The organism is Lysinibacillus sp. 10T31, assembly GCF_056394365.1.
In genome coordinates this window covers 74,203-90,046 of sequence record NZ_JBFTHS010000014.1, presented here as the reverse complement: position 1 = coordinate 90,046, position 15,844 = coordinate 74,203, and the positions used below count along the sequence as shown (strand labels likewise).

The window sequence follows — 15,844 nt, the reverse complement described above, 5'->3', positions numbered from 1 at the left end:
CCTTTCTTGTAAACTAGTAAAGCTACTGTTAATTATTCATTTGTAATGCTTTCATGAAACGTGCGATCTTTTTATCTGTAGCCCGTTTTTCAATACCATATTGCTGTAGAAATTCGTCGAAGATTGCATTTCCTTTTATTGCATCTTTTGATTCATATTCTACCTCATAATCGTCGCACTGCAAATAGAAAGAATGGTCGAATACTAGAAGACCGTCCTTATAAGGAATTTCGACACGATCGGTTGTCAGTGAACCAAATACTGCTAATTCTTCGATAGGAATGTTGAAGAGAGCTAGTCTTTTTCCTACTTCTTGGGCATAGAAACCTTCTCCAGCAAGCATTTTCGTAGCTTGCTCAGCAGTCAATTCGTCAGTTGTCTCTAAATGAGCATGCTCTGCATTTTTTTCTTTTAAAGTACATTCAAAATATTTGTCGATTTGTCTAATACGAAGCCCGCTTTGTAGTTTCCGAATAGCTTGTGAGGGTGTGTCGAAATAATGATTTGTTTGACGATGAATAGCATTTTCGGGAATGTCGAAAGCTTGCAATAAATGTTCGTATTGTTGTTTTGTTAAGAGATTTTTAAATTCTATTTCAAGTTGTTGTGCCATTACGCTCACCTGTTTATTTAAATTTTTTTGCGTTTGTTGCTTAAGAGAAAGAAAGGATTAAAATGATTTATTCCTTTTCGCAAAGTAACCAACGCTGTGTTACACCTTTTAGAAAAAGTTAACCTTCCTATTTTCTGAATAGTTCGTCAATGCACTTTTTAAATTAGCTCAAAATTAGTTGATTGTAGTGGAGACTGGACGCCCCCGGGAAGCTCTGCTCTGTGCGAAAGCGAAGCGACAGCAACAAAGCGCCCAACCGGAACGGAAATCAACTACACGCTATGATAAAAAGTTTAGTTCGTTATTTCATTGATTTAGTATTTACACACTGCAACTATTTACCCTCTATGCTAAAATAAGAGGAAGAGTACGACGAAAAGGGGAACCGCATGTGCGTAAAATTTATACAATAGAAACATTGAATTTTGAAAACGAGCAACTTCATTTTAGTTTAAACGACATTGAAGCAAATTTACAGTTAAAACCTGCTGCGCAATTAATAGCAGATTCTGATGACTTTGCGTTTATTTATTTACTTGATGCAGGAGAGAATTATCATTACTTGCGTTTTCCACCAAGTAGTTGGGATGAACTTGTACATATTTTACAAAAAAAGCAAAATCCAAAGCTACAACTAGGTGCAGAAGTTATCGAGCTTACAAATTTCTACGATGAACTGGAAATGCTCGTATATAATATTGAAGGAAATTACAATTATGGGGCGGAATTTGTCCAAGAGGTGGAACAACACTTCAAGACAATTCTTGCTGAATAAAAAGACAAAACGAACAGACGGTGTTGGTTTTGTTCGATACCGAATGTCGGGAGGTTTTTACGATGGGACAATGGGAAATATTTTTAAGTCCTTATAAACAAGCGGTAGATGAGTTAAAAGTAAAATTAAAGGGTATGCGTTCACAGTTTGGTATTGTTAATGCAAATTCACCAATTGAATTTGTGACAGGACGTGTAAAACCTTTAGCAAGTATATACGATAAAACATTAGAAAAAGGACTCTCATTTGAGCCTTCTAAACAGCTAGGTGATGAGCTGGGGGATATCGCAGGCTTACGTATTATGTGTCAATTTGTAGATGATATTTCAACAGTTACAGAGCTAATACGTCAACGTAAAGATATGCGTGTAGTGGAAGAGCGTGACTATATTACACATAATAAGCCAAGTGGCTACCGTTCATATCATATGATTGTCGAATATCCTGTAGAAACGATACAGGGGAAAAAAGTGGTATTAGCTGAAATTCAAATAAGAACACTAGCTATGAATTTCTGGGCATCTATTGAGCATTCTTTAAATTATAAATATAAAGGCATGTTCCCTGAGGAGATTAAAAATCGCCTTCAAAGTGCAGCAGAGGCCGCCTTCCGATTGGATGAGGAAATGTCGTCCATTCGTAGTGAGATACAAGAAGCGCAGGCCTATTTTAGTGAATACAAAGAAGCATCGAATCCTAATTTACTATCGGAGAAGGAGCGTGACACAAAATGAAATTTTCCATTCAATCACGTAGAGATGCACAGTCGAACGAATTAATGGAGCTAGCAAGAACGTATTTGCAGGACTTTGGGTTAACTTATGATGAAGAGGCTCCTGAGATCGTAATCTCTATTGGAGGAGATGGCACTTTACTACATGCCTTTCATCGATATGCTCATTTACTAGATCAGGTTGCCTTCGTAGGTATCCATACTGGACATTTAGGATTTTATGCGGATTGGAAGCCATCTGAATTAGAAAAGCTTGTTTTGTCCATTGCCAAAAAGGACTTTAACGTTGTTGAGTATCCACTATTAGAGGTAAAGGTGGAGCATCATAATGCGGAATCCAATACGTATTTAGCGTTAAATGAAGCAACTGTGAAATCACCTGATGTCACGCTTGTTATGGATGTGGAGTTAAATGGTAATCAGTTTGAACGTTTCCGTGGAGACGGTCTTTGTGTGTCAACTCCTTCTGGTAGTACAGCTTATAATAAAGCCCTCGGTGGAGCAATTATTCACCCAACTTTAGCGGCACTCCAAATTACGGAGATAGCATCTATCAATAACCGTGTCTTCCGTACAGTTGGTTCACCACTCATTTTACCAGCACACCATCATTGTGTTTTACGTCCAGTAAATGAACAAAACTTTAATATGACAGTTGATCATTTACAAGTTACGCAAGGCGATGTGAAGTCGATTGCTTTTAATGTAGCAACTGAAAGAGTACGTTTTGCTCGTTTCCGTCCATTCCCATTCTGGGAACGAGTACATGAATCATTCGTGGCAAATGAGTAAAATGGATACAAGATTTACACTGCATTTTATAGCAGAAAAGGAAGGCCAACTATTAAGGGAGGCCTTATCTGAATGGCGCATCTCCAAGCGAGCTTTAACGGCAATTAAATTTGATGGAGGCTTGCTGACCGTGAATGATGTTGAGCGCAATGTTCGACATCCCCTTCACGTTGGGGATCAAGTTGAAGTTAAATTCCCTCCTGAAGAGAAAAGTGAAGGGCTTGTTGTTGAACATGGTGAACTTTCTATTATTTATGAAGATGAAGCTATTTTAGTGCTTAATAAGCCAGCACATCAGAGTACGATTCCTTCGCGTGAGCATCCAACATATAGCGTAGCTAATCTAGTGTGTGGTCATTTTCAACAGCAAGGTCTAGCATCAACAGCCCATATTGTAACGAGACTTGATCGTGATACTTCTGGCTTACTATGCATTGCCAAACATGCTCATATTCATCATTTAACGGGACTTGCACAACGCAGTGGAGAGATTTCTCGACAATATCAAGCAATTGTACATGGACATGTGGCACAGGATGTACAATCAATCATCGCTCCTATTGGACGCAAGGAGACGAGTATCATTGAGCGAGAGGTGCGTGAGGACGGTCAATTTGCGCATACAGATATGACAGTTTTAAGGCGCTTTTATTTACAGAATGAACCGATGACACATATACAACTAAAATTGCACACAGGGCGTACGCATCAAATTCGTGTGCATACGGCCTATGTGGGACATCCTCTAGTTGGAGATGAACTATATGGTGGAAGTCGCGAACATATAAATAGACAAGCCCTACACTGTGTGTCCTTGAAGATGCTTCACCCTTTGACAGATGAGAGTTTACAATTTACAAGTAACTTAAATGAAGATATGCAGCGATTATTGAATGATTCCTTAGTTTGAAGCTCGGCACAAAACCTATTTATGAACGAAGACTTCATTAGTTCACTAAGAGTGAAAACTATTACTGAATATGTTATATATTTAAGGGGATGTTCGCACAAACGGGCATCTCTTTATCATTTTATAGCTCAATAAGAGTAATATGTTTTTCTTAACAGCACGTTAACAGAACAAAAAGTAATTGTAGGGTATAGTAAAGTAGTGGATTTTTTTAGGCCATTACCACAATGTGGGGTTGATTTCCGTTCCGACTGGGCGCTTTGCCGCTGACGCTTCGCTTTCGCGCAGAGCAGAGCTTCCTGGGGGCGTCCGATGAGCTGCTTGGGGCAACAGATGTTTTTTTCGCGAAAGCGTAGTGCAACGTAGCGTCAGCAGCAGGATGTTTTTTGCGCGAAAGCGTAGTGCTAACGAAGCGTCAGCAGCAGGATGTTTTTTGCGCGAAAGCGTAGTGCTAACGAAGCGTCAGCAGCAGGATGTTTTTTGCGCGAAAGCGTAGTGCAACGTAGCGTCAGCAGCAGGATGTTTTTTGCGCGAAAGCGTAGTGCTAACGAAGCGTCAGCAGCAGGATGTTTTTTGCGCGAAAGCGTAGTGCAACGTAGCGGCAGCAGCAGGATGTTTTTTGTGCGAAAGCGTAGTGCTAACGAAGCGTCAGCAGCAGGATGTTTTTTGCGCGAAAGCGTAGTGCAACGAAGCGTCAGCAGCAGGATGTTTTTTGTGCGAAAGCGTAGTGCTAACGAAGCGTCAGCAGCAGGATGTTTTTTGTGCGAAAGCGTAGTGCAACGTACGGCAGCAGCAGGATGTTTTTTGCGTGAAAGCGTAGTGCTAACGAAGCGTCAGCAGCAGGATGTTGGTCACGAAGGCGTTATCACAGGACGTGATGGTTTTAGCCTTCGTTCCTCTCTGTGCTCGCTCCAGGGTCTCATCTGTGACGCTGAACCCCAAGGAGTCGCCCAGTCTCCACTCCAATCAACTAATATCCATTTCATACGTTATAATAAATATCTTTTCCAACTTTTATTGATAATCCATTTTTTATTCAGCAAAGGTGAAAAATAGAAAATATTCATCCACAGATTTATCCAATTAGATTGCAGTGATGTCGTAGATTGTTAAGTAGTAAAAAAAGGGTTTGCAGAAAAGGCATATTACACACTATTATATAAAAGGTAGATTTACGGCGTGGCCGTATCAATGATTTAACTTATTTCAGCAAATGTTTTCTGTACAGAAAGCAAAGCGATAGGTACAAATGAATTTATTTTTCGGCGGTTGGTCAAACACCCGCTGAAATAATTTAAAGCCTCCGGCGGATGTCACTGAATCGGAAAGGAGTGCTTTGTGCAAGCACAAAGCCGATTCTGGACGCAATTATGCCGAGGCATAATTGATTGCTCGGAAGGAGGGGACAAGCATGATAGAGGAAAGAAATGAAAAGAATGATGTGCAATTCGACGAAGCACGTTTGCGAGAAATGCTCGAAGCACATGATATAAACGCATTCCGCGATGAGTTTTTAGAGCTTCATCCATATGATCAGGCAACGTTTTATGAGAAGGTGGAGCCTGATATACGAAAGATCATCTATTCGTTCTTGTCTCCGACGGAAATGGCTGATATTTTTGAGGCAATCGAAATAGATGATGATGAATACACAGCATATTTAGCTGAGATGGATCCGTCATATGGTGCAGAAATGCTTTCTCATATGTATGCAGATGATGCAGCAGACGTTTTAAATGAGTTGGATACGAAACAACGTGAAAGCTATTTAGGCATGATGGATGAGGAAACAGCAGAAGAGATTAATGAGTTATTAAGCTATGACGAAGGTACAGCTGGTTCTATCATGACGACGGAATATGTAGCGATACCAGAAAATTCAACTGTTCGTTCGGCAATGGCGATTTTACGGAAAGAGGCGCCTGATGCCGAAACTATTTATTATATATTTGTCGTTGATGAAGCACATCGATTAACAGGCGTTATTACGCTTCGTGATTTAATTATTGCTGATGAAGATACCCTTATACGTTCGATTATGAATGAACGTGTTGTGATGGTGCACGCAGGGGATGACCAAGAAGAGGTTGCTCAAATTATGAAGGACTATAACTTCTTAGCGACACCAGTTATTGACGATAAGGGAGAATTACTAGGGATTATTACAGTCGATGATATTATCGACGTTATTGATGAGGAAGCATCGGAGGATTACTCAAAATTAGCGGGTATTTCCGATATGGATAAATTTGATACAACCTCGTTCCAAGCGGCTAAAAAGCGTTTACCATGGCTTGTTATATTATTATTTTTAGGGATGTTGACAGCAAATTTGATGGGACACTTTGAGGCAACGTTAGAACAGGTTGCGTTACTTGCAGTGTTTATCCCTCTCATTTCAGGTACTTCTGGAAATAGTGGAACACAGGCACTAGCGGTAGCTATTCGAGGAATTGCAACAGGAGACGTCGAAGAACATAGCAAACTAAAATTACTATTACGTGAAGCCGGTACAGGCTTAATGTCTGGAATTGTTTGTGGGTTGATTGTAATCGGCATCATCTATGTTTGGAAACAAGAGTTGATTCTTGGAATGCTGGTAGGAGCAGCGCTTTGTGGTTCTATTTTAGTAGCAACACTTGCAGGTTCTTTTATTCCACTACTAATGCATCGCCTGAAGATTGATCCGGCTGTCGCATCAGGTCCATTTATTACAACGTTAAATGATATTACAAGTATTTTAATTTATTTAGGTTTAGCAACAGTATTCTTAAGTCAAATAGGCTGAGAACCAAATTTCTTCCTTTTGCATATTGTATGAAAAAAGGGAAGTGAGTAATGTGGGTCATGAACCACGCTTGTTTATAAAGTCACCATCATATTTTCTAAATATCTCCAAGATGCTACATGAACTTGAATTGGATGAAAGTACGTCAGTGTATACAAAGGACGGCTATTTCAATGAGCAGACTATTGAAGAAAAAGAAGAAGTGGTTGAAAAGGTACAAATAGATCCGTATTTACTAAAGCAGCTTCAATTTTTAGAGAAGCCTTTTCGGCAAAAAGCCTATCAACCGTTACTTATATGTTTAAAGGATGGTAGAGAATTACGTGGTAGTGCATCTGATGTACAGACCGATTCATTGATGCTTACTTCTTTCGAATTAAAGACGCAAGAGATTATCTATTTTGAGGACATAACTCAAGTATTATGGCGAGGTAAACAATTACCTACCTTATGAAAAAAGTGTACAGCAGAGGATGCTGTACACTTTTTTTATATGTGTAGTGTGTCAAAGGAGAAAAGACTATTCACAAATCCCTAAGTCAACATCAGCAATACATTGTACAGCGCAGAAGCATGATAAATCTACAGTGATACAGCTCTCAGTTGAATTCCAATCGTCTACTTTACATATTTTTTTCATGTTGACACAGCAACCATCTCGACTTAATAGATCTACTGTACTTTCGCTGGAGTCAAATGAACATAAAGGCTCTAAAACACGCAAAGTAGCGCAGCATTCATCGAACATATCTTCTACACGGAAAAATACTGATGTACATATACATGGATCTGCTGTTGGTGAACTGAAAAATGCTTTAAAAGGAGTACCGTCTTTTGTTATTAACATAAATACACGTGTATCTGCATGAGAGCGTGCAGGACTTACAATGCCTCCAAGTGGTTCTAAGAAACAGTTAGCTGTACATGGTTGACATTCATCTCTCACCGCTTGATTCTGAATGTCTAAAATAGCGCGTACTACGTCACAAACGCAGCCTGCTGAATGGATTGGTCCAATAGGATTTGTTGGCTTGCCACAACCCATATTGTCACCTCCTTTCCTTGTTACTACTTCTACAATATGTGCGTATGAAAAATGGACTCGGGCTTTCGTATATATAGTTAAATGAATAGTTTTTTTATGTATGGAGAAACTTTAAAGAAAAGGAGGGTAAAAGCTTGAAGCTATTAGGAATTATGTTACCTCTATTAGTCAGTTTATCGCTTTTAAGTGGTTGCGGTGAAAAAGAAAAAGTTATTGTCTATGGTTCACCGGAAAATGAAAAGGAAGTTGAAGCAATTATAAAAGAACAGGACTATGTAGACAAAACTACGGTTATCCAATATGACAATAGTATGCTTGTAGCGGTGCAAATTAAACAATGGGATAAGTGGAAAAAGGCTAAATTAGAGAAAAAGTTGCAAAAGAAATTTGAGGAAAAATATCCAAACAAAGATGTTTTTGTCTCAGCTGATTATAAAATATTTTATGAAGCCAATAAAATAAAAAGGGAACAAGTTGAAGATAATAAACTGAAAGAGAAAATTACGAAATTGAAAAAGCTTGCAAAGGAGGAAACATAGTGGAAAAAGAACAATACCAGCAATTAGAGAAAAATGTCACGCCGAATCCACCCTATTTTAAAAATGTTGCAAAGGCGTTTCTAGTAGGTGGACTCATTTGTACAATCGGACAGGCCGTATCCCTTTTTTATATGATTTTCTTTGATTTTACCGAAGCGACAGTCGGAAATCCAACAGTTGCAACAATGATATTTTTCGCTATGATTTTAACTGGGCTTGGCTTATATAAAAAAATTGGTCAATTTGCTGGAGCTGGATCAGCTGTGCCTGTAACAGGGTTTGGTAATGCTGTTATTTCTGCTGCCATTGAGCATAGATCTGAAGGATTAGTACTTGGTGTCGGTGGGAATTTATTTAAATTAGCTGGATCAGTTGTATTATTTGGTGTTGTTTCCGCCTTTTTTATTGCACTTATTAAATTCATTCTTGTGACGATAGGAGTGGTTTCATGGTAATTGTCTTTCAATCCAAGCCTTCCTTAATAGCAGGTGGTGTGGTAGCAGGTCCACTAGAGAAACGCAGTATATTTAGTCAATATTTTGATGCGACCTACGATGATGAACGTTGGCAAATGAAAACAAATGAACAAGGCCATCGAAAAATGGTTGAAGAGGCCTGTGAATTTGCCATGAAAAAAGCAGGCGTGAAAAATAAGGATATTGATTACTTTATGGGCGGCGATTTAGTTAATCAAATGACACCAACCAATTTTGCGGCCAGAGACTTAGATATTCCTTTTATCGGATTATTCTCAGCATGTGCCACCTCTATATCTTCAATAATTGTTGCGAGCCTTTTAACAGAAGTGGGTGCCTCCAATTTAGCGCTAGCTGGTGCATCTAGTCAACACAATTCGGTTGAGCGACAATTCCGCTATCCAATCAATTATGGCTCACAAAAGCCCCAAACTGCTCAATGGACTGTAACGGCTGCTGGATATGCTCTAATTGGTAAACATCATGAGGAATACCCTTCTATTGAAGCAGCAACTGTTGGAAAATCGGTTGATTACGGAATGGATGATCCATTTCACATGGGCGCTGCAATGGCACCAGCCGCTTTTCAGACGATTCAATCACATTTAGAACAGCGTAATCAAAAAATTTACCACTATGATTTAATTTTAACAGGTGATTTAGGTCAACTTGGCTTAAAACTTCTGAAAGGAATGTTTGTTGAAAGTGGCATAAAGAGTGAGGAGTTACAGCCTTTACGTGATGCAGGTGCGGAGTTTTACGGACAGGATGATACATTCCAATCAGGTGCAAGTGGTGCAGGTTGCTCGGCAGCTGTTTTTTTAAGTTATGTGATCCAAGAAATGCGAGCAGGTACCTATAAACGAGTACTTCTTGTGGCGACAGGAGCATTACTGTCTCCGCTTACATTTCAGCAAGGCGAGACAATCCCATGTACGGCACATGCGATTGAAATTACAATGGAATGAGGCAAAAACTATGGTTATGACATTTGTGTTTGCATTTTTTGTAGGAGGCATTATTTGTGCCATAGGTCAATTATTAATGGATGTTGGTAAACTAACGCCTGGACATACATTGAGTACTTTAGTCGTAGCTGGTGCAATTCTTGCCGGAATGGGTTTGTATGAACCACTTATTAATTTTGCTGGCGCCGGTGCAACTGTCCCTATTACATCTTTTGGAAATTCCTTGACGCATGGTGCAATTGTTGAAGCAGAAAAACATGGGCTTGTAGGTGTGTTAACTGGGATGTTTGAGGTGACAAGCTCAGGAATCAGTGCTGCCGTTGTTTTTGGCTTTATCGGAGCATTAATATTTAAACCTAAAGGAAATGTTGATTAGACGAATACCCCACCCATTTTTACAACACTAACATATTATAGGTTGTAGAAGGGAGGGGTATTTTTATGGGATATCAAGGCTGGGGTGCGCATCCGTATGGAGGGCATGCTGATGGTTGTTACGGAGGAGATTATGGCGGTTACTATGGAGGTCACCATGACGGTGGCCATGGAGGTTACTATGGCTACGGACATGGGAATAGTTCAACATTTATCTTAATTGTTGTCTTATTCATTCTTCTGATCATTGTCGGTGCTGCTTGCATATAATTTGATTAACTCTTTCAGCAGAAGTCTCCCACCTTTATAGGTGGTGAGATGAATGCGGGTTTAGCTATTTTTCAGCGGATGTCCAAACATTTGCTGAAATAGAGGAACTCAGTCTAAGAACGCCACGTCCTGTGGCAACGACTGAGTGACCAACCTCGTGTTGGCCTAAAGCCTCCGGCGGATGTTACGGAATCGGAAAGGAGTTCTTTGTGCAAGCACAAAGCCGATTCCGAACGCAATTATGCCGAGGCATAATTGATTGTGACAGTAGATAGAGGCTTTAGCTTTTCTTCAGAGTGCTCCATTTTCTGAATAAAGTTTAAAGCCTTCACTAGTTGTCATATGTTTGTGCACGAGAACAAATAAATTTCGAATTTTAACTGATAGGAGGGGGAACATGAATCGCTCGCTTTTTAATTCTATTGAACAAAAAACTGGGGTATCAATGGATGAAATCTTCGCATTAGCAAATGAAATTCAACATGCTGATTTTAAAAATGAAAAACAAGTAAGAAAAATCGTACGACGCGTAAGTAAAATGTCCAAGAGACAAATTACGCAAGAGCTAGAAGATAAATTAGTACAATCTATTATTCAAGATGGTAATTCACTAGATTTAGATAAAATTACTAAAATGATGAAATAACATGAATCTACTATGCAAAGCAATATATTTAAAAGGTTGATTTAAATGGATTTTCATTTATAAATCAACCTTTAAAGCATTGTAGTGCAATAAAAAGGGTGTTACGATATGCATCAGCATTTCGTAACACCTATTTGTTAGATTATTTTTTCCATAGCACGATGTGGGATACCAGCATCCATAAATTCAGGAGATGTTACCGTATAGCCAAGCTTTTCATAAAACGGAATCGCATAGCTTTGTGCATTAAGTTTTAGTTTTTTCTTATTAATTAAAATGGCGTGCTTCTCCATTTCCTTCATTATTAAAGCACCTAGTTTTTTACCTCGTTGATCTTGTAAAATACAAACACGTTCAATTTTTGCAGTATCATTCTCGATACTTCGTAAACGTGCAGCACCTACAGGGTCATTGTCTTCATACATAATGAAATGCGTTGCAGATGCATCCTCAGCATCACACTCTAGATGAAGCGGCACACCTTGCTCTTCAACAAAAACCTGTTTGCGGACTGCAAACGCATCCTCATGTTCTTTTGCTGTTTCAACAATCTTAACGGTATACAGGATTACTCAGCTCCTGACAAACGGAAAGTTTCATATGTTGTCCACGAGCCATCTTCCAATTGGTATAAAAGATGAATGCGATCAATTGTATCTTTTTCGTCAACACCTGTCATACGTAATTGCCCAAAGATATCATCGTGCTCGGAATCTGTCATTTTTTGAGCAATAGTAATATGTGGTACAAATACGTGTTTTGATTCACCAAAAGGTACTTTTTCTTCTAAAGCTTGGCGGAATGCTGTTAATTGTTCAGTTGGTTCAATGCGGAAATAAATCGCATTTGTTGTTGGGAAAAATGAACTTATGCGTAATGCATGAATGTTTAAAGGTGCATATTTGGCAGCAAGCCCATTTAATTGTTTTACGACAGATTGAATATCTTCATCCGTTGCATCAAAGCTATCCTTTAATGTGATATGCGGAGTAATTTTCGCATAATGAGGATCGTAACGTTTTCGATAAGTATTCGCTAAATCTTGTAATTTTTTTGATGGAAATGCCACAATACCATATTTCATAGGCCATTACCTCCCGAAAATAAACAATTTTTTATTTAAGTATAACAGAACTTTCCGATTTCGTAATTTGAATCGTCTAAATTAATTAAAATTTTCGATTAATGCGCGACGTAGATCAGGTTTCCAATATTTCCATGTATGATTGCCATCAAATTCTTCATAAAATAAAGAGAATCCTTTGTTTAACATGAGATTATGAAGCTGACGATTTGGTGTTAAAAAATCTTTAACTGTTTTATCCATCGTGACAACTTTATCTTCTTCTTTTCCGACAATATGATAAATGGAAATTGCACCTGGATCTTTAAAATTCTCTACAGCTTGCAAAACATCTTCATCAACATACGGTGATTGTAAAATGACCTTGCCAAAAATACTTGGGTATTTTAATGCGGCCATTAAGGAAGCGGTTGCAGCCATTGAGTCACCAATGACCCCACGACTCATTCCCATTTGATATGTTGCGTATTCAGCGTCTAGATACGGCACAAGCTCATGTGCTAAAAAACGAAGATATGCTTCATGTTGCTCTCCACTTGGAATATATTTATGACGTCGATCCTTAATGTCCTTATAAGGAACGAAGGCAATGATTAAGTTTTCGATTTCATAGTCATCGATAAGTTCATCAGCAAGTTTTGTAATACCTCCAAGTTGGAAATAATCTTTTCCGTCTGATGCAATTAAAATATTATATTTATATAGTGGGGAATAATTTGCAGGAACATAAATATAGAGCTGTAATTCCTCCTGTAATGCTTCACTATAGAACTTTAAATCCTGTACAGTTCCCTTATCCAATGATGACACTCCTTCTCGTGTTTGTAACGAAATTGTACCATATACCCAAAGTAAAGGTATAATAGGTTGGGCTAGCACTATTCTAGCAATAAAATCGAAGTGAGGGATAGTTATGCATGATAAAAATACTCGCATACACTCTGATGAAGTAGCGAAGGCAGCCCAAGCTGCACTTATTCGTCGTGGTGTATCGCTAGAGGATATTGCTAAAATCGTTTATGAAATGCAAAAATCCTATAATGAAGGTTTAACGTTAGACCACTGTGTTCATTCTGTCGAACGTGTATTACGTAAGCGTGAAGTTCAACATGCTTTATTAGTAGGAATTGAATTAGATGAACTTGCAGAGAAAAAGTTATTATCGGCACCATTACAGCAAATAATAGAATCCGATGAGGGTTTATTTGGTGTGGACGAAACAATCGCACTTGGATCTGTTTTTACATATGGTAGCATAGCAGTAACGACTTTCGGACATTTAGATAAGCAAAAAATAGGGATAATTAAGAAGTTGGATACAGAACCTGGCCATCATGTAAATACATTTTTAGATGATTTAGTAGGCAGTATTGCAGCGTCTGCCGCATCCCGTATTGCACATCGTATGCGTGACTTGGAAGAAGAGGGCGGGACATTTGCTGATATTGAACCCGAAGAGCTAGGACCAAAACCAAAATCACATAATGAGATTTAACATCTTTCAGCACCCGCTGAAAGATGTTAAATCCTCCGGCGGATGTCAGAGTATTACTATAGATAACAGAGCCTTCTTTAAGTATGTGAGGGCTCTGTTTTTTTAGTGTTGAAAAATAAATTTGTATTTTCTCGATGTTATCAGCGATTATCGGCATTTTGGAGCGTCGAGCCGCTTTCGCACAAATAAAACAATGTTGCTGAAGTTTCGTTTTCACTATAAATTAAAGTGACATGCTGTGTAAAAGTAGTTGATTGGAGTGGAGACTGAGCGACTCCTCGGGGATCAGCGTCACAGATGAGACCCTGGAGCGAGCAGCGCGAGTGAAGCGGCTCATCGGACGCCCCCAGGAAGCTCTGCTCTGCGCGAAAGCGAAGCGTCAGCGGCAAAGCGCTCAGTCGGAACGGAAATCAACCTCTCGTTTTGCCGAAAAGCTAAACAGAGCCTCCTCAATAATATGAGGAGGCTCTGCTTATTTAATATACTTAATGAATTGTTTTGTATACGTATACTCATACACTTAATTTTAATAATTAATCGCTATAGGCTTTTAAATATTCTTTTACTTTTGCACTGTCTGCCTCAAGCTTTAATCCTGTATTAACTAGTGGTGAAACAGTAGATACAGCAGGTTTTTTATTGCCTTGATAGTAGCTAATAAATTCATCCTGATTAATAGAGTAAAGAATTGCTTTACGTAGGTCTACTGAATCTGATACAGCGCGACCAGATGTGTTCATTAGTAGATATGATACTGCATTACTGTCAGCAGTGTGTAACGTTAGTTTATTATCAGATTTTACAATGTCTAGCTTTGTTTCTGGTACTGACTGGAGAATATGAATTTCACCATTACGTAATGCTGATAAAGCACTATCGATATCAGCGATAAAACGAACATTAATTTTTGCGATCTTCGGTTCATATTCACTACCTACACGGTAAGCAGGATTTTTTACAAATTGTGCTTCATAATCATTTTTCTTCACAAGAATGTAAGGGCCACTTGCATAAAGATGGTTGTTGTATGCTGAGCCTTCCGTCACTGTAGTTTGATCACCATAGGCGATATCCTTATCTGGATTATAGTTTGCTACATCATATGTGTTAATGCTTGTTACTTGTTTTTCAGATACGATACCACCAGATTGGTGTGCTAAATAGTTTAACACTTGTGGGAATGGTGTTGGTGTTGTAATTTTAACAACTTGGTATGCTCCAGCTGCATTATTAACAGTCCCTTTATCTTTTGCTAATTGCGATACGGAAGCAGGAAGGTGTTGAGATAATGCATCAAACACAGACTGATCAGAGCCCGCAACTTTTTTCTTTTGTAATTCAGCTAAGTCAGAAACGATTTCGACTTTTTCAATATTTTCGTGAAGACTATATGTGCGATGGTCTGGCACTGATTTTGGATCTTTTGCACGATTTAATGAGAATACAACATCTTCTGCTGAAACTAATTCACCTGTATCAACAGCGGCACCGTCTTTTACAGCAGCGAAGTTAATATCATCACGTAAAATGAAATAATATTCTTGGTTACCTTCAGCAACAGCATGATTATAAGATAATGATCCATCAGAAACGACGTCATCTGTATCTGTTAAGTTTACAAGTCGTACATACATATTTGTATTTAATGTATTAATAGAACCATCATTTCCTTTAATAGGATCAAGCGATGTTAACGAACTAATTGTTTGATGTAAAATCAATGGTTCAGTTGCATTTTTGGAAGTGTCATTGAATTCAATGCTTTCCCACACTTGCGCACGGGATTTTGGTAGATGCACTGTTTTTGGGTTTACTAATTCAGAGTAAATTCCTTGATATTTATTTGAAATATATAACGGCGCAATATAAGCTTGATCGAATACTAAGAGCTGTTCTAATTCTTTATATTTTGCAGTAGCTTCATTACCTGATAATGTACTTGCTTCTTCGATGAGAGCATCTAATTTTGAATCAGATAGAATACTATAGTCACCGCCCGTTTTAAATAAACCACGAACAGCATAATCAGGATTTCCTGTTACTGTTGTCCAGCTCGAAAGCGCTAAATCATAATTGCCAGCTTCTTTTTGTGCTGAAAATGAACCATAATCAGGTTGAATATTTAGTTTAACATCAAAGCCATTTTTAACTAGTTGATCACGAACAATATTCATGTCTTCCTCAGAAGCGGCCATTCCTAATACTTCAATTGCTTTTTTACCTTTACCTTTTGAATCATCTTTACTACCTTCTACTTCAGTTTTTGTTTGTACACAGCCTGCTAATGCTAATACTGCTATGAATAAGAATACAAGTAATCTTTTCATTTAAAAAC

General features: G+C 38.5%; 23 protein-coding genes. 17 read left to right on the top strand and 6 right to left on the bottom strand.

The features are described from left to right. Positions 1-28: 28 nt before the first annotated feature. Positions 29-613 (bottom strand): CYTH domain-containing protein, encoded by a 585-nt coding sequence (locus AC1DCY_RS10255; protein WP_477349775.1) that lies wholly within the window; start codon positions 611-613, stop codon positions 29-31. Between the two features lie 178 nt (positions 614-791). Here AC1DCY_RS10255 and AC1DCY_RS10250 point away from each other — a divergent pair, with 178 nt between their 5' ends. The 9 genes from AC1DCY_RS10250 (at position 792) to AC1DCY_RS10210 (ending at position 7,065) form a co-directional block, all read left to right on the top strand. Continuing rightward, entirely contained in the window at positions 792-926 is a 135-nt protein-coding gene (locus tag AC1DCY_RS10250; protein ID WP_477349773.1) for a hypothetical protein, read from the top strand. Positions 927-1,004: 78 nt separating this feature from the next. Beyond that, positions 1,005-1,388: a UPF0738 family protein gene (locus tag AC1DCY_RS10245; RefSeq protein WP_477349771.1), complete on the top strand. Its 384-nt coding sequence runs from the start codon at positions 1,005-1,007 to the stop codon at positions 1,386-1,388. A 62-nt stretch (positions 1,389-1,450) separates the two neighbouring features. Continuing rightward, positions 1,451-2,122 (top strand): GTP diphosphokinase, encoded by a 672-nt coding sequence (gene yjbM, locus AC1DCY_RS10240; RefSeq protein ID WP_477349769.1) that lies wholly within the window; start codon positions 1,451-1,453, stop codon positions 2,120-2,122. Then, a complete protein-coding gene (locus AC1DCY_RS10235; protein WP_079559569.1) occupies positions 2,119-2,913 on the top strand; it encodes an NAD kinase in 795 nt (264 codons plus the stop codon). The genes yjbM and AC1DCY_RS10235 overlap by 4 nt, the downstream gene beginning before the upstream one ends. Before the next feature lies 1 nt (position 2,914). Next, entirely contained in the window at positions 2,915-3,823 is a 909-nt protein-coding gene (locus AC1DCY_RS10230) for an RluA family pseudouridine synthase (protein ID WP_477349850.1), read from the top strand. Between the two features lie 355 nt (positions 3,824-4,178). Beyond that, the gene (locus AC1DCY_RS10225) at positions 4,179-4,319 is read left to right on the top strand and encodes a hypothetical protein (RefSeq protein WP_477349767.1); all 141 of its coding nucleotides are present in this window, start codon (positions 4,179-4,181) and stop codon (positions 4,317-4,319) included. After that, complete coding sequence (locus AC1DCY_RS10220) at positions 4,304-4,879, top strand: hypothetical protein (RefSeq protein ID WP_477349765.1); 576 nt, start codon at positions 4,304-4,306, stop codon at positions 4,877-4,879. Before AC1DCY_RS10225 ends, AC1DCY_RS10220 begins: the two co-directional genes overlap by 16 nt. 355 nt (positions 4,880-5,234) lie before the next feature. After that, positions 5,235-6,611, top strand: coding sequence for a magnesium transporter (mgtE, locus tag AC1DCY_RS10215; protein ID WP_477349763.1), 1,377 nt, complete (start codon positions 5,235-5,237; stop codon positions 6,609-6,611). Between the two features lie 52 nt (positions 6,612-6,663). Next, entirely contained in the window at positions 6,664-7,065 is a 402-nt protein-coding gene (locus tag AC1DCY_RS10210; RefSeq protein ID WP_477349761.1) for a hypothetical protein, read from the top strand. A 66-nt stretch (positions 7,066-7,131) separates the two neighbouring features. On the opposite strand, the gene AC1DCY_RS10205 is transcribed toward AC1DCY_RS10210, so the two are convergent. Further along, entirely contained in the window at positions 7,132-7,656 is a 525-nt protein-coding gene (locus tag AC1DCY_RS10205; RefSeq protein WP_132363913.1) for a CotY/CotZ family spore coat protein, read from the bottom strand. A gap of 134 nt (positions 7,657-7,790) precedes the next feature. On the opposite strand from AC1DCY_RS10205, the gene AC1DCY_RS10200 reads away from it, so the two are divergent. From AC1DCY_RS10200 to AC1DCY_RS10175, 6 genes are all read left to right on the top strand, one after another. Beyond that, on the top strand, positions 7,791-8,195 hold the full coding sequence (locus AC1DCY_RS10200; RefSeq protein WP_477349760.1) for a YhcN/YlaJ family sporulation lipoprotein: 405 nt from the start codon (positions 7,791-7,793) through the stop codon (positions 8,193-8,195). Beyond that, positions 8,195-8,650 carry a stage V sporulation protein AC gene (spoVAC, locus tag AC1DCY_RS10195; protein WP_477349758.1) on the top strand — a complete coding sequence of 152 codons (456 nt, stop codon included), beginning with the start codon at positions 8,195-8,197 and terminating at the stop codon, positions 8,648-8,650. Before AC1DCY_RS10200 ends, spoVAC begins: the two co-directional genes overlap by 1 nt. Then, positions 8,644-9,639: a stage V sporulation protein AD gene (locus tag AC1DCY_RS10190; RefSeq protein WP_477349757.1), complete on the top strand. Its 996-nt coding sequence runs from the start codon at positions 8,644-8,646 to the stop codon at positions 9,637-9,639. The genes spoVAC and AC1DCY_RS10190 overlap by 7 nt, the downstream gene beginning before the upstream one ends. 16 nt (positions 9,640-9,655) lie before the next feature. After that, complete coding sequence (spoVAE, locus tag AC1DCY_RS10185) at positions 9,656-10,015, top strand: stage V sporulation protein AE (RefSeq protein WP_477349848.1); 360 nt, start codon at positions 9,656-9,658, stop codon at positions 10,013-10,015. 65 nt (positions 10,016-10,080) lie between these two features. Then, entirely contained in the window at positions 10,081-10,284 is a 204-nt protein-coding gene (yjcZ, locus tag AC1DCY_RS10180) for a sporulation protein YjcZ (RefSeq protein WP_477349755.1), read from the top strand. Positions 10,285-10,681: 397 nt separating this feature from the next. Continuing rightward, positions 10,682-10,930: a stage VI sporulation protein F gene (locus AC1DCY_RS10175; RefSeq protein ID WP_132363905.1), complete on the top strand. Its 249-nt coding sequence runs from the start codon at positions 10,682-10,684 to the stop codon at positions 10,928-10,930. A 137-nt stretch (positions 10,931-11,067) separates the two neighbouring features. Here the strand turns inward: AC1DCY_RS10175 and AC1DCY_RS10170 are convergent, their stop codons facing one another. The 3 genes from AC1DCY_RS10170 to AC1DCY_RS10160 form a co-directional block, all read right to left on the bottom strand. After that, positions 11,068-11,496, bottom strand: a complete 429-nt coding sequence (locus tag AC1DCY_RS10170; protein ID WP_477349846.1) for a GNAT family N-acetyltransferase — start codon at positions 11,494-11,496, stop codon at positions 11,068-11,070. Between the two features lie 2 nt (positions 11,497-11,498). Next, on the bottom strand, positions 11,499-12,014 hold the full coding sequence (locus AC1DCY_RS10165; protein ID WP_477349753.1) for a YjcG family protein: 516 nt from the start codon (positions 12,012-12,014) through the stop codon (positions 11,499-11,501). 81 nt (positions 12,015-12,095) lie between these two features. Continuing rightward, complete coding sequence (locus tag AC1DCY_RS10160) at positions 12,096-12,815, bottom strand: alpha/beta hydrolase (RefSeq protein WP_477349751.1); 720 nt, start codon at positions 12,813-12,815, stop codon at positions 12,096-12,098. A 112-nt stretch (positions 12,816-12,927) separates the two neighbouring features. On the opposite strand from AC1DCY_RS10160, the gene AC1DCY_RS10155 reads away from it, so the two are divergent. Beyond that, positions 12,928-13,509 (top strand): phosphatidylglycerophosphatase A family protein, encoded by a 582-nt coding sequence (locus tag AC1DCY_RS10155; RefSeq protein WP_477349749.1) that lies wholly within the window; start codon positions 12,928-12,930, stop codon positions 13,507-13,509. A 254-nt stretch (positions 13,510-13,763) separates the two neighbouring features. Next, positions 13,764-13,970 (top strand): hypothetical protein, encoded by a 207-nt coding sequence (locus AC1DCY_RS10150; protein WP_477349747.1) that lies wholly within the window; start codon positions 13,764-13,766, stop codon positions 13,968-13,970. Between the two features lie 72 nt (positions 13,971-14,042). Here AC1DCY_RS10150 and AC1DCY_RS10145 read toward each other — a convergent pair whose 3' ends face one another. Next, entirely contained in the window at positions 14,043-15,836 is a 1,794-nt protein-coding gene (locus AC1DCY_RS10145) for an ABC transporter substrate-binding protein (RefSeq protein WP_477349745.1), read from the bottom strand. Positions 15,837-15,844: the final 8 nt, after the last annotated feature.

Excerpts from the sequence above, each read along its gene's own strand:
- AC1DCY_RS10190 (WP_477349757.1), top strand. The coding sequence starts at position 8,644 with ATGGTAATTGTCTTTCAATCCAAGCCTTCCTTAATAGCAGGTGGTGTG.
- mgtE (WP_477349763.1), top strand. The coding sequence starts at position 5,235 with ATGATAGAGGAAAGAAATGAAAAGAATGATGTGCAATTCGACGAAGCA.
- AC1DCY_RS10205 (WP_132363913.1), bottom strand. The coding sequence starts at position 7,656 with ATGGGTTGTGGCAAGCCAACAAATCCTATTGGACCAATCCATTCAGCA.
- AC1DCY_RS10155 (WP_477349749.1), top strand. The coding sequence starts at position 12,928 with ATGCATGATAAAAATACTCGCATACACTCTGATGAAGTAGCGAAGGCA.
- AC1DCY_RS10255 (WP_477349775.1), bottom strand. The coding sequence starts at position 613 with ATGGCACAACAACTTGAAATAGAATTTAAAAATCTCTTAACAAAACAA.
- AC1DCY_RS10145 (WP_477349745.1), bottom strand. The coding sequence starts at position 15,836 with ATGAAAAGATTACTTGTATTCTTATTCATAGCAGTATTAGCATTAGCA.
- spoVAE (WP_477349848.1), top strand. The coding sequence starts at position 9,656 with ATGACATTTGTGTTTGCATTTTTTGTAGGAGGCATTATTTGTGCCATA.
- AC1DCY_RS10235 (WP_079559569.1), top strand. The coding sequence starts at position 2,119 with ATGAAATTTTCCATTCAATCACGTAGAGATGCACAGTCGAACGAATTA.
- AC1DCY_RS10175 (WP_132363905.1), top strand. The coding sequence starts at position 10,682 with ATGAATCGCTCGCTTTTTAATTCTATTGAACAAAAAACTGGGGTATCA.
- AC1DCY_RS10230 (WP_477349850.1), top strand. The coding sequence starts at position 2,915 with ATGGATACAAGATTTACACTGCATTTTATAGCAGAAAAGGAAGGCCAA.
- yjcZ (WP_477349755.1), top strand. The coding sequence starts at position 10,081 with ATGGGATATCAAGGCTGGGGTGCGCATCCGTATGGAGGGCATGCTGAT.
- yjbM (WP_477349769.1), top strand. The coding sequence starts at position 1,451 with ATGGGACAATGGGAAATATTTTTAAGTCCTTATAAACAAGCGGTAGAT.
- AC1DCY_RS10165 (WP_477349753.1), bottom strand. The coding sequence starts at position 12,014 with ATGAAATATGGTATTGTGGCATTTCCATCAAAAAAATTACAAGATTTA.